The organism is Deltaproteobacteria bacterium, from assembly GCA_026129095.1.
GTDB lineage: Bacteria > JAGRBM01 > JAGRBM01 > JAGRBM01 > JAHCIT01 > JAHCIT01.
In genome coordinates, this window is the sequence record JAHCIT010000005.1 from 170,177 (window position 1) to 190,728 (window position 20,552).

A 20,552-nucleotide genomic window follows, 5' to 3' on the forward strand; every position below is an offset into this window, starting at 1 on the left:
TCGTATCACGATCCGGCGGCGAGCTTCAACAGCACGCCGTCCAGAAGGCCGCCGTCAGAGGCGACGATCCGGTCCGCGCCGAACCGGCGCATCACCTCCAGCACGATGTAGCTCCCGGCGATGATGAGATCCTCGCGCCCCTTGAGAAGCCCCGGCAGTTCCACGCGCCGGTGGACCGGAAGGTGGCGGAGCTGCTCCAGCAGTTCATGGGCGCGGCCGAAGGAGATGGGATGGTTGTTGATCCGGTCCGGGTCGAAGCTCCGCTGCTCAAGGTCCAGCGCCGCCAGCGAGGTCACGGTCCCCGCCGTGCCACAGATGCCCGGCACGGTCCGGTCCGGCAGGTGCTGCCGGAAACGCGAGAGTGGTTCCAGGTCGGCGGCCACCCGCGCCGCGAGGGCCCGGCACTCGGCATCGGTGGGCGGATCGGATTTCAGGAACGTCTCGGTCAGGACGACGACACCGGTATCCAGGCTCATGTGGTCGGCGATCTCGCCATCACGCACCAGGATGAACTCGGTGCTGCCGCCGCCCACATCGAACACCACCTGCCAGCCGGGCGGGTGGTGGAGACGGAGCAGGACGCCGGCCGTCGCCAGTTGCGCCTCGGTGTCGCCGTCGATCAGCTCGATCCCGACACCCGCCTCCCGGCGGAACCGCTCCAGCACCTCGTCGCGGTTTGCGGCCCGCCGGAACACGCTCGTCCCGACGGCGCGGTACCTGTCAACGCCGAGCTGTTCGAGCTGGCCGCGAAATCCTCGCACCGCTTCCAGCGCCCGGCGGAGCGGCTCCTCGCCAATGCGACCCGTATGGATGATCCCCTCGCCAAGCCGCGTGAACACGCGGTCGAACCTGAGGGGCTTCATCGTGCCGCCGGGAACGGTCTCGACCGCCTTCATGCGGAAGGCGTTTGTGCCCAGATCGAGGGCGCCCAGCCTGCGAACCCGGCCGGAAGAAACATTACCGGTCATGGTTTCAGGCCTTGGATTCCAGGGTACGGCCGAAGCCGTCCATCAGGATCTGCTCAAGCCCCCGGATCTTCTCGGCGCAGGAGCGGCCCATCTCCCATGCAAACCTGAACGCGGCGACCGCGTTCCTGTCGGCGAACTTGAGGAAATCCTTGCGGCGGAGCATGAGGAGCTGGCAGTCCTCTTTTGTCGTGGCCGTCACCTGCCGGATGCCCGACTCGAACAGCGAGAACTCGCCCAGGAAGTCGCCCTCCTCGGCCTCATAAAGCTCGACCGGACCGCCGTCCGGGCCCTTGCGGGTAATCCCCACCTTGCCTTCCATGATGAAGAAGACCGTCTCGCCCTTCTGGTCCTCAAGGAACAGGTGAGTGCCCGACGGCACGGCCTTTTCGATCAGGATGCCGGCCAGCGCCTTGACGATATCCTCGTCCAGTTCGCAAAAGACGTTCAGCGTGAGCAAGCTGTCGGGGTTAACCGGCACGGAACTGCTTTCCTTCCCCGGCCGCCTCGCGGAGGGTCCGGCCGCTCACTCCGGTACCGGATGCCAGATATTCCATCGCGGTCCGGTGGTAGTGGGGCGGCGTCATTATTATCCGCTGGCGCTCCCGGTCTTCAAGGGGCCGTTTCACGCGGGCAGGCGAACCCATGACGAGCGACCCGGCCGGAATGACCGTCCCGGGCGTCACGAGCGACCCGGCCCCAATCAGGCAGTCGTCGCCGACCACCACTCCGTCCAGCAGCACCGCTCCCATGCCGACCAGGACGCGGTTGCCGATCCGGACTCCATGAAGCACCACATGATGCCCCACCGTGCAGTCCTCGCCAATGGTGGTCACGAAACCCTGCCCGCTGTTGGAGTGGATCATGGACAGGTCCTGGATGTTCGTGCGCCGCCCGATCCGGATCGGCTCCACGTCGCCCCTCAGCACGCAGTTGAACCAGACCGAGCTCTCCTCGGCCAGTTCCACGTCGCCGATCACCTGGGCGGAATCCTCCACCCAGGCATTGTCGGCCAGCTTCGGCATCCGTTCGCGCCAGGGTCGCAGCACAGTCCGGTTTCCTTCCTAGTTCCCGCTCACGTACCGGGCGAGATAGTCGGCCAGATCCCGCAGATCGGACTCGGTCCGCGGCGAGAACACCCAGTAATAGTAGAGCTTCACGTAGTAGTAGGTCATGGGGATCGCGAAATTGATCGAATCGAGACGGTCCAGGAACCCCCCGTGTCCGGGGAGCAGGCCAGAGGCGTCCTTCACCTGCGCGTCACGCTTCAGCATCGACTCGTACAGGTCGCCGATCAGTCCCAGCACCGCAACCAGTACGCCCAGGATGACACAATGGGTGTAGGGGAAATCTGCGCTATAGGGGGCATCGCCGAATATCCAGGTGGTGAAGACGAACCGGGCGGCCGTGGCACCGGCGATCGCTCCCACGATCTGCCCCACGAATCCTTCCCACGTCTTTTTGGGGGAAATGCTGGGCGCGAGCTTGTGGCGCCCGAAGGCGCGGCCGAAGAAGTATCCGCCCGTGTCGGCCAGGAACGTCGCCGCGACACCCATGAACAGGAAATACATGCCAATGTCGGCGAAACCCGGGGCTGCATGCGCCGCACCCGCCGCGTTGGCGAAGTATTTCACCTGCAGCTCGCTGCCGATGTTCCGCAGCCAGACCAGGTGCGACGTCAGCCAGCCGACATAGATCACGCCGAACACCGTGACTGCCGATCCCGTGATGGCCGCCGATATCTCGCGCTTCCTCAGCTGCCGGGTGAACCCGGTCAGCATGATGACCGTGAGGATCAGCGTCGAGAAATACTCGTTCGAGAACGACGCCCCGAAAACGAGCGCGAGACTCCCCACCATGCCGGTGCCCTTCGACCCCCGGAGCCCCTTGGCATCCATGAAGTTGAAAAACTCCCAGGTGGCGGCAGCCGCGACCACGGCGACGATAGCCGTCCAGATCGCCCCGCCCTTGATGATCCCGAGAATGATGACCGGCACCAGCACGATGGCCGTGGCGACACGGGCCTTCAGGTCGCTCTTCTTTTTCGCCGCATCCGGGAGCTGGGCGCGGCCGATCGGGTAGTCGGCGCCAGGCTGCGATTCGATCGCTTCGACGAGCCGTGACTGCGGCAGCGTCTCCGGCGTATGGGGCGTGTGGGGCGTGTCGGTCATCCGGGCAGAGTCCCTGCCTACATCTTGTATTTCGACAGGTGCTCGGGCTTGAGCTTTTCAAGCAGTTCGGTCCACTTGTCCTTGTTGGAATCGTCAAACCGGACGGCCTGTTCCTCGGGCTCCGGCGTTGCGGGTTGTGAACCGGAGGAACCGGTCGGCGCCGGCTGCGCCTCCGGAGCCGGCGCATCCTCGCCGTCGCCTTCGTCCTCTTCTTCCTCGATGTCGCCCATCGGGATCCTGGCCGCCTCGAACACCTGCTGGCTCATGTAGACCGGGGCATCAAACCGGACGGCCAGCGCCACGGCATCCGAGGGCCGGGAGTCGAGTTCCACCTCGCGTCCGCCGGCCTCGACGAATACGGCCGCGAAATAGGTGTTTTCCTTGAGCGCGGTGATCTCGACGCGGACGATCTTGGCGTTCAGCCGCCTGAGCGCATCGGCGAAAAGATCATGCGTCACCGGGCGCGGCCCCGGCTGCGCGTCCAGGATCATGCGGATCGAATCGGCCTCGAACGGGCCGATCCAGATCGGCACGCCGGCCTGCGTCTCCGGGTCGCGCAGGATCATCACCGGCGAACGGGTCACGGGATCCATGGCCAGCCCGGCCACTTCCATTCGTCGTTTCATGCGGCCTGGTCTCCTTCGCCTGCTCCCGTGATCTCCCCCCGGAGCGTATGCGCCATCTTCTGCGTGATACGGACCGTGGAGGTCCGGCCTGTCCGCCAGAGCGGCGCCGGGACATTGACAGCGATATTCGACGGCGTCCGGCCCATCAGCTCGTTTTCCGCCTGCCGGGACGGGCCTTCAAAGAGGACCGGCTGGCCGGAACCCACCATCGCGGCCAGCTTTTCGTCGGCGATCTCCGCCGCCAGCTTCTGCACACGCTGGAGCCGTTCGGCCCCCACTTCCGGCGGCAGCTCGCGATCGAGCTTCAGCGCCGGGGTGCCGGGCCGGGGACTGTAGGCGAACGAGAACAGCGAATCGAACCGCACTTCCTCCACCAGCGATATCGTCGCCTCGAAATCGGCGTCCGTCTCTCCGGGGAAGCCGGTGATGATATCCGTCGTGATGGCAATGCCCGGCACCGCCTCGCGGAACCAGCCCACCACCTCAAGATACCGCTCGCGGCTGTATTCGCGCTTCATCCGCCGGAGCACCCGGTCCGAGCCCGACTGCACCGGAAGGTGGATGTGCGGCATCACCTTCGGTTCCGCCGCCATCACCTCCACGAGATCGCGCTGCACGTCGGCCGGGTGGGACGTGGTGAACCGGACGCGCTCCAGTCCCTCCACGGCGGCAACGAGACGGAGCAGCCCGCCGAAACCGGTCCCGCCGGCAAACTGCTTTCCGTAGGAATTCACGTTCTGGCCGAGCAGCGTCACCTCGCGGACTCCCTGCTCCACGAGGCCGCGCACTTCGGCGAGAATGTCTTCCGGCCGCCGGGACATCTCCGACCCGCGTGTGGCGGGGACGATACAGTAGGTGCACTGGTGATCGCAGCCGATCGACACATTCACGAAGGCCGTCACCTTCCGCTCCGACGGGCGGACGGGCGACTGGAATATCCTCTCGTCGTCGTAGGTGAAGTTGGCGCGCACCACCGGGTGTCCGGTGGCGCGGCGCTCGCCAATCATGCCGGGCAGTTCGTGGATATTGTGCGTCCCGCAGACAAGGTCGAGACCCTTCACCCGAGCCAGGGCCTCGGCACCTGCCTGCTGGGCGACGCAACCGGCCATGCCGACGAGGAGTTCCGGGTTCCGGCTTTTCAGCAGCCGGTATTTGCCCAGTTCCGAGTAGGTCTTCTGCTCGGCGCGGTCGCGCACCGAGCAGGTGTTGATGAGAATGAGGTCGGCCGTCTCCGGCTCGGAAGCAAACCCCCAGCCGTGCTGCTCCAGAAGTCCGAGAATCGTCTCCGAATCCCGAACGTTCATCTGGCAGCCGTGGGTCTCCAGATAGACCTTCTGTGGGCGCGTCATCTGCATCGGACTCTTCGGGGTTTCCGCCTCTGGATCTTCCGCTTGTGTCCAGTGGTACACAATCAGGGGGCTATGCAAAGCCAAGAAGGTGATTTTTTGCCCCGCCTGGGGAGCGGACCCCTATGTAGACCGCCTTCGCCACTTTGCCAAAGTCATCTTAACTGTCTGATATTACTTTGGTTTCAGCTCGACCCGGTGAAACTGCACCCGCCGGGGCAAAATCACGACCGGCAACTGCTCGGTCCGGTATCCGGCCTGGGCGATCTCCAGCATGTGGATGCCCGGCTCCAGCCGGATCGTGTTGGCCGAGGGCACCAGAACAGGGGCACCGTCCACCCGGATCGACGCCAGCCGGGGCTTGACGTCGAGCTGGAGCTGTCCGTCGAGCAACGCCTCGCGGGGGATGAACAGCTGGATGGCGAAAAAGACAGCCAGCGACGGCAGGTGGATCTCCCCGCCCCGCCACTGGAACTCCTGCCGGGCGATCACCTCGCCCGACTCCGTGCGGACCCGCTCCAGCACCAGTTCCGCCCGGTCCGGGCGCCCGCTCACCCCGCCGTGGATATACTCCACCGCCCCGGCTGCACGGGCCACGCGGGTCCGGCAGTCGACGTCCGAGCACTCCGGCAGCCGGCCCACGCCCAGTATCTGCTTCAGTTCGTCGCCATAAAGGATGTTGTAGTAGGCGAGCGCCGCCAGTTCCCGCGAGACGGCATAGTTCAGGCTGATCTGCTCGGTGTATTCGAGGCCGGGGGCCGGAAGCTCGAACAGCACGATCCGCTCTCGCGGGACATAGACCGGCGCCTCGTCGCCGAACCACTCGCTCGCCCCGGCGCGGACCGCCGGGAACGCGGCAGAGAGAAACAGGACCATGCACACCGCGAGCCGCATCGAAGGGAACCTCTCTTCCAACCGCCCGTAACCGGACCATGCGGGGGATTTCAAACCGGGGTCAGGCCGGGCGCCAGCGGGAGATGCCGCCGTCCACCGAGTAGACGCGGGTGAACCCACGCATGTAGAGCAGGCAGGCGGCATCGAGCGAACGCACCCCGGCGGCGCAGTAGATGACGATCTCGCGGTCGGCGGGGATCTCGTCCAGCCGCCGCTCCAGCTGGCCGACGGGTATCACCCTGGCGGCCGGGACAATGCCGTGGGCGGTTTCGTAGGGCTCGCGCACATCGAGCACAAACGCCCCGGCCGCCCACTTCTCGGTGGCATCGGCCGGCGCGATGATGATCTCGTCCACGGGCGGAATCCGCCGTCGCATCTCATCGTCCAGCCGCGCCTGCTCTTCCTGCCGGAGCCGTTCGCGCTCGCGGGCGAGTTTCTGTTCCTCCTCGCGCAGGCGCGCCTCGGCCCGGCCAGTCACGCGGTCCACGAGGCGTCCGAAAAAGCTGCGGGCTGGCATGTCAGGCGGCATTGCGCTTGCGGAACTTCGCTTCGAGATCATCCGCCCACTGGCGGTCGAACCGGTCGATCATGCCCTTCAGCGGGACCATGAGCGGCGCGAGCAGCCCCTCGGCGAACTCGTGGTTGCGGATGCGGCAGCGGCCGGGACCGAGCGGCTCGAAGTGGAACCGGTGGATGACCGTGAGCAGGCCGAGCGGCCACTTGACCCCCCAGCCGATCAGCCGGTGCTCCTCGTACTCATGCATGGTGATCCTGAGCGGAATGGCCGGGGCAAAGCTGGCGTGCATGGTGAACCGGTAACCCACACGCCAGTCGCCCGTGTCGGTGCGTTTCGTCTTGCGGATCGCCCGCGTCCAGCTGGGCCACTCCTCGATCCGCTTGAAGAAGGCGAAGATCTCCCCGGCCGGAGCGTCAATCTCGTTGGTGAAGTCGGTAAAGTCCCTGTGAAACGCCATGCGTGCAGCCCTCCGGTCGCGCCAGCCCTACCTGAACCCCTCAATCACGATCCGGTCAACCACACTGACCAGATCGTTCAGGTTGCCCACCACCTCGGCCCGCGTGACGTGCGGCAGGTAGCGGAACATCTCCGAATCGCCGAAGCCCCAATTCCCCCGGCCTTCGGGATTGAGCCAGGTGACCGATTTCGCCCGCTGCTTGATGTCCTTCAGCACCCATTCGTTCGGCGCGTTGTAGTTGTTCCGCCCGTCGCCGATCACGATGACGTGACTCTTGTCGTTCACCACGTGGAAGTGGTCGCGGTGGAAGATCTTCAGCGCCATGCCGTAGTCGGAATGGGTATAGGGGTTGATGATATCCCCCCACAGCGCTTCCTCGATGGCGCCCGAGACATCCTGGTTCTTGAACAGCGGCGTGATCTCTCCCAGTTCCGCCACGAAGATGTAGCTCCGCACGCGGGTGAAGACCGACTGGATCGAGTAGATGAACTGGAGGAAGAACCGCGACATGGACCGCACCGAGTCGGAAATGTCGCACAGGATCACCAGTTCCGGCTTGTCGATGATCCGGTCGTTGAACACCAGCCGGAACGGGACCCCGCCATACTGGATGTTCTTGCGGAAGGTGCGCTTGGCGTCGAACTTGCCGCGCTTCATCTTCTTGCGCCGGGCCTGCACGACCGACTTCAGCCGCTCGGCGAGCCGCTGGACGATCTCGCGCATCCGGCGCTGGTCCTCCTGGTTCAGCGAATAGAAGCTCTTCTGGAACAGAAGCTCGTTCTTGAACTTCTCCACCTGGTCGAAGTTCTCGAGCTCAAGCTGCCGCTCCACGTATTTCCGCACCGCCTCGCGGAACCGCTCCAGCCGCTCGTCGAGCCGCCGGAATCCCTCCTCGACCAGTTCGTTGGAAAGCCCCCTGGCCTTCATCTGCTCCCGGATCTTGCCGAGGCTGTCCTCCACCCGGTCCAGGTTGAGCCGCTGGCGGATCCGCTGGGTGAAGACGCCGATCTGGAGGATCGTCTCGATCTCGCGGACCTCGGCCTCCTCGCCCGCCTGCCGGAGCAGCCGGTCCAGCGTGCCGCGGTCGTTGCGGACGAGCGAGATGGTCAGTTCGTCCAGCTCGTTCGCCAGTTCCCCCATCGCCTCGCCGAGCGCCTCCAGGAACTTTTCCATGTCCACCGGCGGCCCGTCCCCGCCGGGACCGGCTTCCTGGGAATCGCCCATGAGCTCGCCGACCCCGGAAAAGAACAGGTCGAACAGCTCGTCGTAGGTGGCGATATCCACGTGGCGCTTGACGACCGATGCCCGGAGCGCGTCGCGGAACGGCACCCGGTCCTGGATTCCGATCAGCCGGGCCGACTCCAGCGCATCCACCGATTCGGACAGGCTCACCCGGACCCCGTTCTTGCGGAGCACGTTGAGGAAATCGACCAGCACGTCGTCCATGGGAAACCGCTCCGGCTAGTTCAGGAAGTCCTTGCGCGGATCTCCACTCGGCGCGTCCTTGTCAGTAACGGCCGCCTTGGCCTTCTGCCGCTCGATATAGGAGGCCATTTCCTTCTGCGCCTTGAGGACATCGCCTTCGTACTTGAGGATCGCCGAGAGCGTGTCCTTCACCACCTCGTCGCCGAGCGACCTGGCGTTCAGGACGGTGAGCGCACGGGCCCAGTCGAGCGTCTCCGAGATGGACGGGATCTTCTTCAGATCCTTCTTCCGCAGCTCGCCCACGAAATCGACGACTTCATTGGCCAGCTTGGCGCTCGCCTCGGGAACCTTCAGCCGTACGATCTCCAGCTCGCGGGACTTCTCCGGGTAGTCGATAAAGAGGTGCAGGCAGCGGCGCTTCAGCGCGTCCGAGAGCTCGCGCGTGTTGTTCGACGTGAGGAACACGAGCGGCTGGTGCCTGGCCTTGATGGATCCCAGTTCGGGCACCGTCACCTGGAAGTCGGACAGGACTTCCAGCAGGAACGCCTCGAACTCCGGGTCAGCCTTGTCGATCTCGTCCACCAGCAGCACGACCGGTTTCTCGGACGAGATCGCCTGCAACAGGGGCCGGGGGAGCAGGAACCGCTCGCTGAAGAAAACGTCGTCCTGCTTACCCAGGCTGTCCACCGCCTCGGTGAGACTCCTGGCGCTGCCCACCACCTCGCTGATCTTGTCCTTGAGGATCTGCGTGTAGAGAAGCTGCTTGGCGTATTCCCATTCGTAAAGGGCCTTCGCCTCGTCCAGCCCCTCGTAACACTGGAGCCGGACCAGTTCGCGTCCCAGCGCGGCGGCCACGACCTTCGACAGGTCCGTTTTACCCACGCCGGCGGGGCCCTCGATCAGGACCGGCTTGCCCAGTTTCGCGGCCAGGAAGATGACCGTCGAAATGCGTTTGTCGGAAATGTAGTTCTGGTCGGCGAGCTTCTTGCCCACCTCGTCAATCGATTTGAACACGCACTGCTCCTGCCTGCCGGCGGCCCCTGATTTGGAAGGCTGGGCCCGTCCAGCGACTCCCCGACCGTAGCACCCGCGCCGGAGCCGGTCGATAACTCACCCTGGCAGTGGTCATCCGGAACCAGACCTGCCCGTCGCGGGCCTCTATAAGGACATGCCAGCTGATGGCTGCATCGAGCAAGTCCGTTGCTCCCAGAATTGGCAGGCAGCCTGAAAACCCGCCATTAAAGCCGGTTTAATGCGGCTTTTCGGCCCCTTGACACCGTAGAGGCATAAACTAACATTCATGCACGGACTGTTCTGGTCCTCGTTATAAATGAGGAGTATGCCCTATGCCCGTCAACACAGCCGCCACCCCACCGGCCGAACCGGCCCGTTCCCAGACCATTCCTTCAGTGGACCGTCGCGTACTGCCCATCGATGGCCATGTGCGCAACATCCTGGGACTCTACCTCTCGATGTTCCGCAACTATGACGAGGCGGCACGGGCGATCCAGATATCCAAGGACACCGTGGCCAAGTATTTCGAGGGCAACCCGAACATCGCTCTCTATGTATTCGACCGCATGTTCGCCGTGTTGCAGGAAAAGGGCGGTTCCGAGCGCCTCAAGGCGGCCATGGATGGCGCCACCTACGAGGAAGTCGTCTCACGCGCCCGCGAGCGCAACGGCCAGCAGATCGACAACGTGATGTACAAGATGACCCCGCGCCTGAGGGACATCCTGACCCTGTACACCAACTCGTTCCCGAGCCGGGCGCGTGCGGCAGCCAAGATCGGCATCAACCCGCGCACGTTCAAGGCATACGTGAAGGGCGATATCGCCAGCTTCCCGCGCGGGAGGTTCGAGCAGGTGGTGGCCGTGCTGCGCGAGAAGGGGCACACCGAAAAGGAACTGCTACAGATCGCCGGCGTCTCCGACTGGTCGGAGCTTGTCGCTCCCCGTGCCCGTGCCGAAACGGCCTCGATCTCCGAGAACGACATCATCCAGGAGGTCCTGACACGCTTCGAGGCGGGCACGCTGAACACCCGCACGCTCGACAAGAACTTCCAGGCGGCTGCCGCCCGCATCTTCGGGGACTTCGGCAGCGCGATCCGGGCGGCGATGAAGCAGCTGGAGGAAAAACTGGGTCGCCAGATCGAGAATGCCATCTCCAAGGGGAACTTCATCGACGCCTTCAAGGATATCCGCCGCCTGGAGCAGTTCATCGGCACCTATGCAATGCGTGAACGCACCGTGAACCGCACTGCGAGCTACGGACGCAAGAAGGAGTGGTCCGACGACGTGAAGACCATGCGGGACCGCAAGAACCGCCTGAAGCTGCAGGTGTTCAAGGCCCTCCGCATCTACGACTTCCCCGATGACCGGCCCGACCTGGTGGAAAACATCCGCACGCCCGACATCGAGCACGAGGTCAGTGCCTACGATCCCGGCTCCCGCTACGAGGCCGGCGACATGCTCAAGCACCCGGAGTTCGGCGTAGGCCGTGTGCTGAAGGTGGCCGAGCCGCGCATGGTGCAGGTGACCTTCGGCCCCCGTACGGGCGAGAAGTTCCTTGTCATGAACGCCAACGGTCCCCGTCCCGAAATCCGCACTTTGCAGTAGGGAACTATCCCCTTCCCGCTTCGGTCGGGTCCGTCTTTCCCCAGGCGGTCTCCCCTCCATGCTCGCGGACGAGCGCCGAGAGGCGCTGGTGGCGCTCGCAGCCGATCACCCCCGGCGGCACCCGGCCGGTGCCTGCGGCGGCGAACTTCCGCTTGAACGCGAGCACCCGCCCGGCGGCCCGGCGCACAAGCCGTTCGGACAGTTCGCCGTCGCGGACCGCCTTCAGGACCGCCTCGACATAAAGCGGCTGGCTGTCGAAGTTCGCGCAGACGAGCAGCACGTCGCACCCCGCCTTGAGGCAGTCCACCGCCACACGGCCGGGTTCGCGCCCCTGGCTGATCCCCGCCATCATCAGGTCATCGGTGAACACCACGCCCCTGAAGCCCAGACCCCGGCGCAGGATGTCCCGCTGTATCCTGCGCGAAAGCGTCGCCGGGACGCCAGGATCCACTGACGGGAACACGACATGCGCGGTCATGATGCTGGCTACGCCGGCACGGATGGCGTCGCGGAAAGGCGGCCACTCGGTCCGGGCGAGCGATGCCACCGGCCGGTCCACCACCGGCAGCGCGATGTGGGAATCCTGGCTCGTGTCGCCGTGGCCGGGGAAGTGCTTCGCGCAGGCGGCGATGCCCGCCGACTGGAGCCCCCCGATGAACAGCGCGCCCAGCCTGCCCACCCAGGCCGGATCGTCGCCGAAACTGCGCGGCCCGATGATCGGGTTCTTCGGATTGGAGTTGACGTCCACCACCGGCGCGAAGTCGGTGTTGAACCCGGCGGCGTTCAGTTCCAGCCCGATCGCCCTCCCCACGTCGAATGCCAGTTCCGGGCGGCCCAGTTTCCGGGCGGCGCGGCTGATGGAGAGATTGCCCGTCCATTCGGTAAACGGTTTCTGGAGCCGGGTGACCAGCCCTGCCTCCTGATCGACGGAGATAACGGGCGGCAGGTGCCGGGGATGGAGGGAGCGGATCTCGCCGGTGAGGTCACGCACCTGGCCGGGGTTCTGGATGTTCTGGCGGAACAGGATAGTCCCGCCGATACCGTAATTCCTGACGAGTCTCCGGTAGCTGTCTGCCACCGCCGGGCCGGCGAAGCCCATGACGAAAAGCTGGCCCACGAGGGCCTCGGCGGGTTGGCGACGGTAGCACGCCGGCCGGTTCAAGACAGGTGTTCAGGCAGGGGCCGTCAGCCGGCCATGTCCCGCTCGCCGCGCTCCTGCTCTTCCTTGCAGGTGATGCAGAGCGTGGTGACGGGCCGGGCCTCAAGACGCTTCAGGCCGATCGGTCCGCCGCAGGATTCGCAGGTGTTGTAGGTGCCCTTGTTCATCCGCTCGATGGCGAGATCGATCTTCGAGAGCAGCGTCCGCTCGCGGTCGCGCAGCTTGTGGATGATCGCCTTGCTCACCTCGTTGGTGGCGACGTCCACCTCGTCCTGCAGGTCATCGGTCGTGGAGTTCTTCTCTTCGTCGGTCGCCTCGGCGGCGAGCTGGATGATCCGCTGGCGCTCGGCTTCAAGCTGCTCCAGGAAGCGTTTCTGGTCGGTCTTGCTCAGTTTGGTCGATTCGGTCTTGGCCATTGCTGCTCTAGTCTCTGGTCTCTTCCGTGTTATTGGCTTCCACCCCAGGGGAAACCGGCCTCACCATGTACATCCGGCCCCCTGCCGATGCAACCACGGCCGCCCAGACCCGCCGTTTGACGCATCCCGGCACCGGGTTTTACAGTATCCAGAGCCGCCGGAGAACCCGTTAATCCATTCCCGGCAGTTTCCCGTGAGTCACCCCTCCGGTGGCCGGGCCCGACAGGAGCCCGACACGGTACATTCATGGCCGAAGGCCCACATACGGTCCCCGTCCGGCTGGACCCACCCCGCCAGGTGACGGACAAGACACCCTGGCAGCGGTTCACGACCAGCGGCCCCATGCTCCTTTTTGCCGCCAGCATCTGCTTTGCCTGGATGGCCGTCTCGGTCCGCGGCCTCACCCGGTTCTCGCCGAGCGAGACGACCTTCCTCCGGTTCGCCATCGGCCTCGTTGTGCTGGTGATCTTCCACCGGCTCACGCTGATGCCGCTCAGGTTCGTCAATCGCCCGATGCTCGTCGTCCGCGGGCTGCTCGGCGCCGGGGCCGTGATTCTCTATTTCACCTGCATCCAGCGGACCAGCGCCGCCACGGCGACGCTGCTCAACAACTCCTATCCGCTGTTTGCAATGATCGCCGGGTTCTTCGTCGGGACGGTGACGGTGAACCTGCGGCTTCTGGCCCTCGTCGGGATGTCGCTGGCCGGCATGGTGATCGTCGCCAACCCCGCCTGGGGAAATGTTGGCACGGGAGCGGCTTATGGCATCGCGTCGGCGGCGATGGCCGGCGCCGCGCTGATCGTGATCGAGAAGATCCGCGAGACCGACTCCGCGCAGGCGACCTTTTTTTCCATGTGCGTGGGCGGCGTCATCATCGGGCTTGCCGGCATGGTGTTCCATGACCGGGGGATGCTGGTGCCCACCGGGCCCGAATGGGGCTGGATCATCCTCCTCGGACTCACCTCCACGGCGGCGCAGCTCATGATGAACCACGCCCTCTTTTACGTGAAGGCGACACAAGGGTCGGTCGTCTGCGTGACGACGACCGCCTTCACCGCCGTCTTTGCCTATTTCACCTTCGGCGAGAAAGTCGCGTGGAACTTCTATCCTGGCGCCGCGCTCATCCTGACGAGCGCCGTCATCTCGGCGCTCACGATGGCCCGCCACCCGGCGGAAAGGCCCGCCGAGCCGCCCGCCGCCGAACCGGAGCGGAGCGCCGCCTAGTTCAGGTTTTCCGGGTCGGTGGGGAACAGTTCGGGAAGTTCCTGGCGGCGGACCTGGAGCTTTTCATGCAGGATCAGGTAGCGCTCAACGATGGTGGATGATTCCAGCATCTGCTGCTTTTCCATTCCCGACAGGTTCAGCACCTGGGCCGCCACGGCGCCAAACTGCGCGTCGTCGAGCTTGAGGAGCCGCTCGCCGAACTCCCCGTCGGCAAGCACACGCGGATCGATGAACCGGGGGATCGTCTCCAGAAGGTCGCGGCGGATCGCCTGGATGCTCGCCTGCTCCTCGGCCGTCGCGTTCACGTATTCATGGTTGATCGCCACCTGACGGTAGCTCTTCGCGCCCGGCAGCTCGCGGTCGATGCGGAACCGCTCGATGCCGAGCAGCCAGATGAGGAACCGGCCGTCCGCCAGCTCCTGGTGCCGTGCGATCAGGCCCGCGCACCCCACATCGCGCACCGGCGGCGCGCCGTAGTAGTCGCGCTCGTAGCCCGGTTGCAGCAGGACCATCCCGATCACCCGGTGGGTGTCGAGCGAATCGCGCACCATGTCGCGGTAACGGGGTTCAAAAACGTGGAGCGGGAGGACTTCGGAAGGAAGCAGTACGGTTTCCGGGAGGGGGAAGATCGGAATGACGTCGGGCACGTTGGAAATCATCTCGGGCGTTACTCCTCTGGCTGGCTTGCCGGTTTCCTGCTGGTGTCCCTCCCGAACGCTTCTTCTCGATACGAGGACATTATAAACCCAAAACAGGCTCCGTGTCGAAGCCTGTGTGTGCGCTAAATCAATAAGTAACGGATTAAACCGCGTCCAGAAGGCGGGTGACTTCGGTCACGATCTCCTGCGCCTTGGGCTTGGTGCGCTTCCACATGTTGCGGCCGATGATGAACCCGAAGCATCCTCCCGCGACGCAGGCCTTCGCGTTCTCGATCACCGTCTCGGTGGAGGCTCCCTCGCCGCCGGAGAACAGCACCGGGATGCCGGTCGCCGCCTTCACCACGCGCCGGGCGCGCTCGGCCGCCTGCGCGGCCGGGTCGAGCCGGAGGAGCTGTTCCTCCAGCTCGCGGTAATACTTCGGCACCTTCTCGTTTTTCACGAAGTCGGGCTTGGCCGCCTTGGGCAGGTTGCTCTTGACGATCGTCGCGCCCATCTCGACGGCGAGCCGCGCCGCCGACTCCAGCGCATAGGAAGTCTCCTTGCCGCCCTTGGCGTCGATCGCCTCGCCACGCGGGTAGGCCCAGACGATGAGCGGCAGGCCGAACCGCTCGCAGGCGGCGCGCACCCCGGCCATCTGCGGCAGGTCTTCGTCCTGCCGGGGCGAGCCGTAGTAGAGCGTGTAGCCGATGCCGGTGGCGCCGATCCGCACGGCGTCCTCGACGAACGACGTGGCTGTCGAGAGCGCCTGCGCGTCGGACGGAATCGACGTCTTGCCGTTCACCTTCAGGATCAGCGGGATGCGCCCCTCTGTCTTGGTCCAGAACCGCCGGGCGACGCCGTAGTGGACGGCCACGGCGTTGAAGCCGAGGTCGATGCCCAGTTCCATGATGTAGTCGGGATTGCCGGCGTCGCTCTCGGCCTCCAGATGGCGGCAGTCATGCTCGATGAACTGGTCGTAGGGGAGGATGATCGACGTGCCGTTGCCGCGCGTAATCTGGCTGACCCGGGCCATCTCGCCCGGTCCCAGGCGAACGCGCCGGAAAAATCTCAGGGGGTCTTTACGCATGTCCTGCATGGGAAACGGTCCTCCATCGTCAGGCCGGTTCCTATCCGGCAGAAGGCGGGTAATTCAACACATTCCTCACGGCCCCAGCACCGGAATGCCCACCGTCCCGGCGAGGCCCCGGATGCCGAGCGTGACGGCCGGCAGGTGCACCGCGCCCGGCCCGACCTCGAACGGTCCGATGGGCGTCCCCTCCTCGATCAGGTACCGCTGCCGCTTTCCCCTCAAGACGACGGCCACGAGGTAGTTCCCCTCCGGCACGTTCTCGAAAACAAAGGGATCGGCGAAATCCGCCCGCGGTTTCGACGCCGCCACGAGCCGCGGAATCAAAAACGCCGTCCACTCCGGACTGGTCGCTTCCGGCCGGGGGAGCGTCTCGCCAGGTTCCAGCGAGAGGAGTACGAGTCTCAGCGCCTCGGCGCCGAGAACGCCCGCCTTCATCGTGATCGTGGCGGCGCCGTCCTCGCCCTGCCGGGCGAAAGCCCGCTCCACGGCCGATTTCGCCTCCGGGGTGAGACGGAACTTCGCGGGATCGAGAAAGGCATAGAGAAGCCCATCGTTGTCCCGGTCCCTCATTCCCCGCCCGAGGCGGTCCAGAAGCAGCGTGCAGGCGGGCGGACGCTTGAGGCCGAAACAGCCCTGCACGAGCCCCGCCGTGATCTCCTCCGGCAGGGCGGCCGCCACGCCGCTCGCCGCGTGGATATCGTCCACGTAGGGCTTCAGTTCCGGGGCAATGGCGATCCGCCGGTCCCAGCGGCCGAACGAGAGGGGCCGGACCGGCATCCCCTCGATCGTGCTCCAGACCTGTTCGGGCAGCATCCGGGGCGTGAGCCGCTTTTTCTGCCCGCCGCCGGATGTCTCCTCCTGTTCATCGTGCTCGTCGTGAAGGATCACCAGCGTGGGACTCCCCGCTGTCTCCAGCGGAACCCCGGCCATGAACTGCCGGGGGCCGCTTTCGGCGGGCAGCGGAGCCCGCGCCGCCTGCGCCTGCGACATCCCGCCGGCGGCGATCACGGGCAGAAGCGCCAGCGCCGACTGCCGCCAGTCCCGCACGGCCAGCCGCCACACGAAGAGAAAGAGGCCGGTCGTCCAGAGCACAAGCACCACCGACCGTTCCAGCACCGGACCCCAGAACGGCGCGCCGGGCCGGGACACCAGATCAAGCCGTGATGCCTGGTGCGCAGCCACGTGGCCGCTGGTGAGAAGCATGAGGACGCCGAGCGAGAGCGCGCTCCCCGCCAGCACGAGCAGCGGGAGCGGCAGCGGGCGCACAAAGACGGACTCTTTCGGCGGTTTCAGGGCCATCCAGACGCCGAGCCCCGCGAGCGCGCCCGGCAGCATCGCCCAGGCCATCGAGCCCCCCGACTGGAGCCACGGGGCCCAGGAGCCAAGCAGCATCGAGTGGAAGACGGCGGCGATGGCGAACGAGAAGTCGCTCACCGATTCGGGCCATGGCTTTACTTCCAGTTCCGGCGGCCGGATGCCGGAGGTGAAAAGCCGCGCCCCCAGCAGCGCGAGCCCGGCAAACAGGCCCACCGACAGGGCGACGAGCGGCAGGCTCCGGAGCCAGCCGGTCATCCCAAGCACCGGCTCCCACGCATACGCCTCCACCGGCACCACGCCCGTGTCCAGCGGCGGAACCACCTGCGCCGCCGAGATGAGACTCACCCGGAGTTCGTGGAGGAAGTGGGGAACGGCGAGGAGCACGAGGCCCCAGACGATGCGGCGGCGGCTGGTCACGGGCCGAGCCTAGTTGGGCCGCGGGCGGAGAGGGAAGGAGGGGGTGAACAGCAGGACTTGGATGATATAGGACTCAGTGCTATAGTTTCCCCGTGGCTGCCGCCTTCAAGACACGGGGATTTGCCAAGCAGGCCCGAAAGGCAGGGATCACCGATACGGCGCTGGTAAATGCCGTGGAAGAGATGAAACGCGGGATAGTCGATGCCGAGCTTGGCGGAGGTGTCGTAAAGAAGCGGGTACCTCTGCCGGGACGCGGCAAGCGTGGTGGAGCTAGAACGCTGCTCGCCACTAACCGGCACGACCGGTGGATATTCCTCTATGGTATGGCTTCGCCAAGAACGAGAAGGAGAATGTGAGCGAGGCCGAACTGGAGGCTCTCAAGCTGCTGGCGAAAGATTTGCTTGGACTGACGGCGACCGAACTGGCCCGGGCCATCGAAGCCGGAGAACTGCTGGAGTTGTGTGATGAAAAAGACCACCACTAGAAAGACCGGGAGCCGCATTCTCGCCGCCGTCCATGAAACGGCCAGCGGGCTCCATCGCGCCGGGTTGATCGACAAGCGCCGGATGCGGGACTACGACGCTCTGGCCCTTACGGCCGTCGAGCCGTTCAGCCCAAGGCGAATCCAGTCGCTCCGGCGTGAACTGAACGTCAGCCAGGCCGTTCTCGCAGCCCTCCTGAACAGCAGCGTCTCCACCGTGCAGAAATGGGAAGTCGGCGCCAAACGTCCCAGCGGCCCGTCGCTGAAGCTGCTCAACATCCTGGAAAAGAAGGGGATCGAGGCCGTGGCCTGAGGTAACGGCCTTCAATCCATACCGTCTCGACCGTCTCGCAAATCAGGCACTGTCACATGTGGGTGATGCTGAATCCGGCGCCGAGCAGTACCCAGAGGAAGCATCCGGCCACGGACAGCACAAGGGTGGTGCGTCCAGGGCGCTTCCAGTGGATGAGCGGCAGTAGCGTCGCACCGGCGCAAAACAGCAGGAACCCGGCATTGGAAGCAATGGAATGGTATTTCATGAGATGCAGCCGCCCCAGGACATTCAGGGGGCCCAGAATCATGCGGACAATGATGCCGCCCCGGACATATTCCGAATAGCTGAACCAGACGGTGGCCGCCGCTAGCATCTGCACGCCGGTAAACGCCGCAAGGCACCTCGAAAAGGCCTTTTTCCGGTCCGTCCAGTCCATGACCCGAAGGATACCGGACCCCCAGCCGCACGGGAACCGGGGATTTGCCTGATCCCCGTGATGTCTCAAAAACCCCCGAAAAATCCTCCCCGATTCCCCACTGATTCCGCCTGGCTGGAAGCTGTGTCATGCCCTGTCATATGGTCGTGCTTCACTCCTCCCATAACCTTAGTAGGGAGGTGCCTTCATCATGAATCCGTCCATCAACGAGCCCTTGAGCCCGGAGCCGCCGCCCGCGGCGGGCCCCGGCACGCGCCCGCCGTATCCCGGCATTCCGCCGCCCAATCCCGGCGAGCCGCTCCAGGCAGCCGGCGCCCCGCCCGGCATCTGCATCGACCTGGTGCGGTTCCAGCCGACCCGCTATCCCGGCGACGAGACCTGGGAGCCCTGGGCCGTGGGGCTCATCTGCGAGCGAATGTGCCACTACCGGATTCCGGACTGGTACCCGGCCGAGTGGCGGCCCGGAATGGAGATGCGGCTCCGCATGGTGCTGGGGTTCCTCCGGATCAGCGAGCACGCCAACAACGAGCGCGTCTGCCTGTCGGCCCTGAACACGGCGAGCCGTGACTTCAGGCAGATCCAGATGGAGATCCAGGCGGCCGCCGAGAATCTGGCGAAGGACCGGTCCGGGAATGGCCAGACGGGTGGTGGGGTGTCCGGCAATCCGGACACAAAAGAGTTTAACACGCTAAGGAGTGAAAAAAGTGGTCACGGGCCGGAACCCGCCCCGGAGCCAAGGCCGGAACCGCCACTGGAGGCGGCCCCTCCCGCCAGTACCGCCCGGTCCCCCGGTACCGGAGGCGAGCCGGGAGAAGGCCATCCGCGCCTGCCGCCGCTTACCCGCCAGCAGCGGCGAAGGCTGGACCGCCAACTCCGGAAGAACCGCGAGCGGCTGGAAAAAGGCCAGGCGACCAAACCCTTGAGCTGGTAGGGAGTGGCCCCGCATGACAGGGCCGGGCTGACCAGGCCTTCTTATTCCTTCGCCTTGATGATGGCGCGGCCCTTGTAGTAGCCGCAGGACGAGCAGGCGCGGTGGGGCTCGGTGTATTCGAGGCAGTTGGGGCACTGGTATTTGCCGGGGACACCCAGACGGTCCTGGGCGCGACGGCTCTTGCGGCGGGATTTTCCGGGCTTGCGTTTCGGGACACCCATGACCACGGCTCCTTGAGAATGAGGCACTGCTGCCCGCGGGCAGTCAGGGGCCCCGTTGGTAGCCCGGCAGGACGGGCAAATCAAGGGGGATTTTCGGCCCCGGGACCGCTATCCTCACCGGCCGGGGTCAGATTAACGAAGGGGCGGCTCGAAGGCCTTGAGGCTCTATTTTCTCAACATCCTGTTCCAGGCGGACGAGGCCCGGTTCGAGCGCCTCATGCAGCGGGTCCGCGACCTGGAGCCCGACGTGATCGCCTTCGTGGAAGCCGACGGCTGGGCCAGGGGGCGGGCCGAGCGGTTCGCGCGGGAGATGAAAAAGGACTCCTACGTGGCCGAGAGCCCGAGCGGCCTCGACCTTGCCGTCTTCGCCCCCTATGGCTGGATGAGCGAGAAGGCGCCGGTGGGGGCCGGGCTGTTCTTCCACGGCGCCTGCCGGGTGACGATCCGCCCCCGGACGGGCGGGCCGTTCCGGCTCTACACGACACACCTCAACCCCAAGGGGGAGGACCGCCGCCTGAAGGAGATGGACGCACTGCTCGCCGATGCCGCCTCCGGGCCGCCGGGCGAGCCGGTCCTCATCGTGGGCGACCTGAACTCCGTGCGCGGCGAGGACCGGATCGCCGGACGCCCCATCGCCGGGATCGTCCCCGACGAGAACTCCCCCTACTGGCTCCACGACAAGCTGCCGCCCAAGGTGATCGACCGGGTGCTGAAGGACGGCTGGCACGACCTCTACCGGGAACTGGAGCCGCAGGCCGACGGGTTCACCTTTCCGTCCACCGCCCCGGCCGCCCGGTACGACTTCACCCTCGCCAATGCCGCCATGCGCCCGAGGGTCCGGGGCGTCCAGCTTCTCGGTTCGCAGGCGGACGTGCAGGTGTCGGACCACCTGGGCCTGATGGTCCGGGTGGAGTGAACATATATATCAA

General features: G+C 65.5%; 23 protein-coding genes and 1 pseudogene. 6 read left to right on the forward strand and 18 right to left on the reverse strand.

Annotation, left to right across the window (positions count from 1 at the left end; genetic code table 11):
- Positions 1–5: 5 nt before the first annotated feature.
- From KIT79_08960 to KIT79_09010, 11 genes are all read right to left on the reverse strand, one after another.
- On the reverse strand, positions 6–968 hold the full coding sequence (locus tag KIT79_08960) for a hypothetical protein (GenBank protein ID MCW5829429.1): 963 nt from the start codon (positions 966–968) through the stop codon (positions 6–8).
- 4 nt (positions 969–972) lie between these two features.
- A complete protein-coding gene (locus KIT79_08965) occupies positions 973–1,446 on the reverse strand; it encodes a cyclic nucleotide-binding domain-containing protein (GenBank protein MCW5829430.1) in 474 nt (157 codons plus the stop codon).
- Positions 1,436–1,990 (reverse strand): gamma carbonic anhydrase family protein, encoded by a 555-nt coding sequence (locus tag KIT79_08970; protein ID MCW5829431.1) that lies wholly within the window; start codon positions 1,988–1,990, stop codon positions 1,436–1,438. The genes KIT79_08965 and KIT79_08970 overlap by 11 nt, the downstream gene beginning before the upstream one ends.
- Positions 1,991–2,029: 39 nt before the next feature.
- The gene (locus KIT79_08975) at positions 2,030–3,136 is read right to left on the reverse strand and encodes a phosphatidate cytidylyltransferase (GenBank protein MCW5829432.1); all 1,107 of its coding nucleotides are present in this window, start codon (positions 3,134–3,136) and stop codon (positions 2,030–2,032) included.
- 17 nt (positions 3,137–3,153) lie between these two features.
- The gene (locus KIT79_08980; protein ID MCW5829433.1) at positions 3,154–3,762 is read right to left on the reverse strand and encodes a bifunctional nuclease family protein; all 609 of its coding nucleotides are present in this window, start codon (positions 3,760–3,762) and stop codon (positions 3,154–3,156) included.
- On the reverse strand, positions 3,759–5,111 hold the full coding sequence (gene miaB, locus KIT79_08985; protein ID MCW5829434.1) for a tRNA (N6-isopentenyl adenosine(37)-C2)-methylthiotransferase MiaB: 1,353 nt from the start codon (positions 5,109–5,111) through the stop codon (positions 3,759–3,761). Before miaB ends, KIT79_08980 begins: the two co-directional genes overlap by 4 nt.
- A 171-nt stretch (positions 5,112–5,282) precedes the next feature.
- Positions 5,283–6,002 (reverse strand): hypothetical protein, encoded by a 720-nt coding sequence (locus tag KIT79_08990; GenBank protein ID MCW5829435.1) that lies wholly within the window; start codon positions 6,000–6,002, stop codon positions 5,283–5,285.
- Positions 6,003–6,063: 61 nt separating this feature from the next.
- Positions 6,064–6,519, reverse strand: coding sequence for a rhodanese-like domain-containing protein (locus tag KIT79_08995; GenBank protein MCW5829436.1), 456 nt, complete (start codon positions 6,517–6,519; stop codon positions 6,064–6,066).
- A 1-nt stretch (position 6,520) separates the two neighbouring features.
- Entirely contained in the window at positions 6,521–6,976 is a 456-nt protein-coding gene (locus KIT79_09000; GenBank protein ID MCW5829437.1) for an SRPBCC family protein, read from the reverse strand.
- 27 nt (positions 6,977–7,003) lie between these two features.
- Entirely contained in the window at positions 7,004–8,422 is a 1,419-nt protein-coding gene (locus tag KIT79_09005) for a VWA domain-containing protein (GenBank protein ID MCW5829438.1), read from the reverse strand.
- Positions 8,423–8,437: 15 nt separating this feature from the next.
- Positions 8,438–9,415 (reverse strand): MoxR family ATPase, encoded by a 978-nt coding sequence (locus KIT79_09010; protein ID MCW5829439.1) that lies wholly within the window; start codon positions 9,413–9,415, stop codon positions 8,438–8,440.
- 332 nt (positions 9,416–9,747) lie between these two features.
- Between KIT79_09010 and KIT79_09015 the strand changes: the two genes are divergently transcribed.
- Complete coding sequence (locus tag KIT79_09015; protein MCW5829440.1) at positions 9,748–11,019, forward strand: hypothetical protein; 1,272 nt, start codon at positions 9,748–9,750, stop codon at positions 11,017–11,019.
- A 4-nt stretch (positions 11,020–11,023) separates the two neighbouring features.
- Here the strand turns inward: KIT79_09015 and nagZ are convergent, their stop codons facing one another.
- A complete protein-coding gene (nagZ, locus tag KIT79_09020) occupies positions 11,024–12,181 on the reverse strand; it encodes a beta-N-acetylhexosaminidase (protein ID MCW5829441.1) in 1,158 nt (385 codons plus the stop codon).
- A gap of 23 nt (positions 12,182–12,204) precedes the next feature.
- Positions 12,205–12,594 carry a TraR/DksA C4-type zinc finger protein gene (locus KIT79_09025; protein ID MCW5829442.1) on the reverse strand — a complete coding sequence of 130 codons (390 nt, stop codon included), beginning with the start codon at positions 12,592–12,594 and terminating at the stop codon, positions 12,205–12,207.
- A gap of 246 nt (positions 12,595–12,840) precedes the next feature.
- Here KIT79_09025 and KIT79_09030 point away from each other — a divergent pair, with 246 nt between their 5' ends.
- Entirely contained in the window at positions 12,841–13,818 is a 978-nt protein-coding gene (locus KIT79_09030; protein ID MCW5829443.1) for a DMT family transporter, read from the forward strand.
- On the opposite strand, the gene KIT79_09035 is transcribed toward KIT79_09030, so the two are convergent.
- The 3 genes from KIT79_09035 to KIT79_09045 form a co-directional block, all read right to left on the reverse strand.
- Positions 13,815–14,477 carry an LON peptidase substrate-binding domain-containing protein gene (locus KIT79_09035; GenBank protein ID MCW5829444.1) on the reverse strand — a complete coding sequence of 221 codons (663 nt, stop codon included), beginning with the start codon at positions 14,475–14,477 and terminating at the stop codon, positions 13,815–13,817. The two genes, KIT79_09030 and KIT79_09035, sit on opposite strands and share 4 nt — an antisense overlap.
- A gap of 142 nt (positions 14,478–14,619) precedes the next feature.
- A complete protein-coding gene (locus tag KIT79_09040; protein MCW5829445.1) occupies positions 14,620–15,552 on the reverse strand; it encodes a fructose-bisphosphate aldolase in 933 nt (310 codons plus the stop codon).
- Between the two features lie 66 nt (positions 15,553–15,618).
- Entirely contained in the window at positions 15,619–17,280 is a 1,662-nt protein-coding gene (locus KIT79_09045) for a hypothetical protein (GenBank protein MCW5829446.1), read from the reverse strand.
- Positions 17,281–17,462: 182 nt separating this feature from the next.
- On the opposite strand from KIT79_09045, the pseudogene KIT79_09050 reads away from it, so the two are divergent.
- Together KIT79_09050 and KIT79_09055 are read left to right on the forward strand one after the other, a co-directional pair.
- Positions 17,463–17,764: pseudogene (locus KIT79_09050) on the forward strand (type II toxin-antitoxin system RelE/ParE family toxin).
- Positions 17,745–18,074, forward strand: coding sequence for a DNA-binding transcriptional regulator (locus tag KIT79_09055; protein ID MCW5829447.1), 330 nt, complete (start codon positions 17,745–17,747; stop codon positions 18,072–18,074). The pseudogene KIT79_09050 and the gene KIT79_09055 overlap by 20 nt, the downstream one beginning before the upstream one ends.
- 52 nt (positions 18,075–18,126) lie before the next feature.
- Here KIT79_09055 and KIT79_09060 read toward each other — a convergent pair whose 3' ends face one another.
- Positions 18,127–18,471: a hypothetical protein gene (locus tag KIT79_09060; GenBank protein MCW5829448.1), complete on the reverse strand. Its 345-nt coding sequence runs from the start codon at positions 18,469–18,471 to the stop codon at positions 18,127–18,129.
- Positions 18,472–18,661: 190 nt separating this feature from the next.
- Here KIT79_09060 and KIT79_09065 point away from each other — a divergent pair, with 190 nt between their 5' ends.
- Positions 18,662–19,402 carry a hypothetical protein gene (locus KIT79_09065; GenBank protein MCW5829449.1) on the forward strand — a complete coding sequence of 247 codons (741 nt, stop codon included), beginning with the start codon at positions 18,662–18,664 and terminating at the stop codon, positions 19,400–19,402.
- A gap of 41 nt (positions 19,403–19,443) precedes the next feature.
- Here the strand turns inward: KIT79_09065 and rpmF are convergent, their stop codons facing one another.
- On the reverse strand, positions 19,444–19,623 hold the full coding sequence (gene rpmF / locus KIT79_09070) for a 50S ribosomal protein L32 (protein MCW5829450.1): 180 nt from the start codon (positions 19,621–19,623) through the stop codon (positions 19,444–19,446).
- A 157-nt stretch (positions 19,624–19,780) separates the two neighbouring features.
- Between rpmF and KIT79_09075 the strand changes: the two genes are divergently transcribed.
- Complete coding sequence (locus KIT79_09075; GenBank protein MCW5829451.1) at positions 19,781–20,539, forward strand: endonuclease/exonuclease/phosphatase family protein; 759 nt, start codon at positions 19,781–19,783, stop codon at positions 20,537–20,539.
- Positions 20,540–20,552: the final 13 nt, after the last annotated feature.

Excerpts from the sequence above, each read along its gene's own strand:
- KIT79_09035 (MCW5829444.1), bottom strand. The coding sequence starts at position 14,477 with ATGATTTCCAACGTGCCCGACGTCATTCCGATCTTCCCCCTCCCGGAA.
- KIT79_09025 (MCW5829442.1), bottom strand. The coding sequence starts at position 12,594 with ATGGCCAAGACCGAATCGACCAAACTGAGCAAGACCGACCAGAAACGC.
- KIT79_09055 (MCW5829447.1), top strand. The coding sequence starts at position 17,745 with ATGAAAAAGACCACCACTAGAAAGACCGGGAGCCGCATTCTCGCCGCC.
- KIT79_09015 (MCW5829440.1), top strand. The coding sequence starts at position 9,748 with ATGCCCGTCAACACAGCCGCCACCCCACCGGCCGAACCGGCCCGTTCC.
- KIT79_08970 (MCW5829431.1), bottom strand. The coding sequence starts at position 1,990 with ATGCCGAAGCTGGCCGACAATGCCTGGGTGGAGGATTCCGCCCAGGTG.
- KIT79_09065 (MCW5829449.1), top strand. The coding sequence starts at position 18,662 with ATGAATCCGTCCATCAACGAGCCCTTGAGCCCGGAGCCGCCGCCCGCG.
- KIT79_08990 (MCW5829435.1), bottom strand. The coding sequence starts at position 6,002 with ATGCGGCTCGCGGTGTGCATGGTCCTGTTTCTCTCTGCCGCGTTCCCG.
- KIT79_09005 (MCW5829438.1), bottom strand. The coding sequence starts at position 8,422 with ATGGACGACGTGCTGGTCGATTTCCTCAACGTGCTCCGCAAGAACGGG.
- KIT79_08995 (MCW5829436.1), bottom strand. The coding sequence starts at position 6,519 with ATGCCAGCCCGCAGCTTTTTCGGACGCCTCGTGGACCGCGTGACTGGC.
- KIT79_08960 (MCW5829429.1), bottom strand. The coding sequence starts at position 968 with ATGACCGGTAATGTTTCTTCCGGCCGGGTTCGCAGGCTGGGCGCCCTC.
- miaB (MCW5829434.1), bottom strand. The coding sequence starts at position 5,111 with ATGACGCGCCCACAGAAGGTCTATCTGGAGACCCACGGCTGCCAGATG.
- KIT79_09000 (MCW5829437.1), bottom strand. The coding sequence starts at position 6,976 with ATGGCGTTTCACAGGGACTTTACCGACTTCACCAACGAGATTGACGCT.
- KIT79_09030 (MCW5829443.1), top strand. The coding sequence starts at position 12,841 with ATGGCCGAAGGCCCACATACGGTCCCCGTCCGGCTGGACCCACCCCGC.
- KIT79_09040 (MCW5829445.1), bottom strand. The coding sequence starts at position 15,552 with ATGCAGGACATGCGTAAAGACCCCCTGAGATTTTTCCGGCGCGTTCGC.
- KIT79_08980 (MCW5829433.1), bottom strand. The coding sequence starts at position 3,762 with ATGAAACGACGAATGGAAGTGGCCGGGCTGGCCATGGATCCCGTGACC.
- rpmF (MCW5829450.1), bottom strand. The coding sequence starts at position 19,623 with ATGGGTGTCCCGAAACGCAAGCCCGGAAAATCCCGCCGCAAGAGCCGT.
- KIT79_08975 (MCW5829432.1), bottom strand. The coding sequence starts at position 3,136 with ATGACCGACACGCCCCACACGCCCCATACGCCGGAGACGCTGCCGCAG.
- KIT79_09060 (MCW5829448.1), bottom strand. The coding sequence starts at position 18,471 with ATGGACTGGACGGACCGGAAAAAGGCCTTTTCGAGGTGCCTTGCGGCG.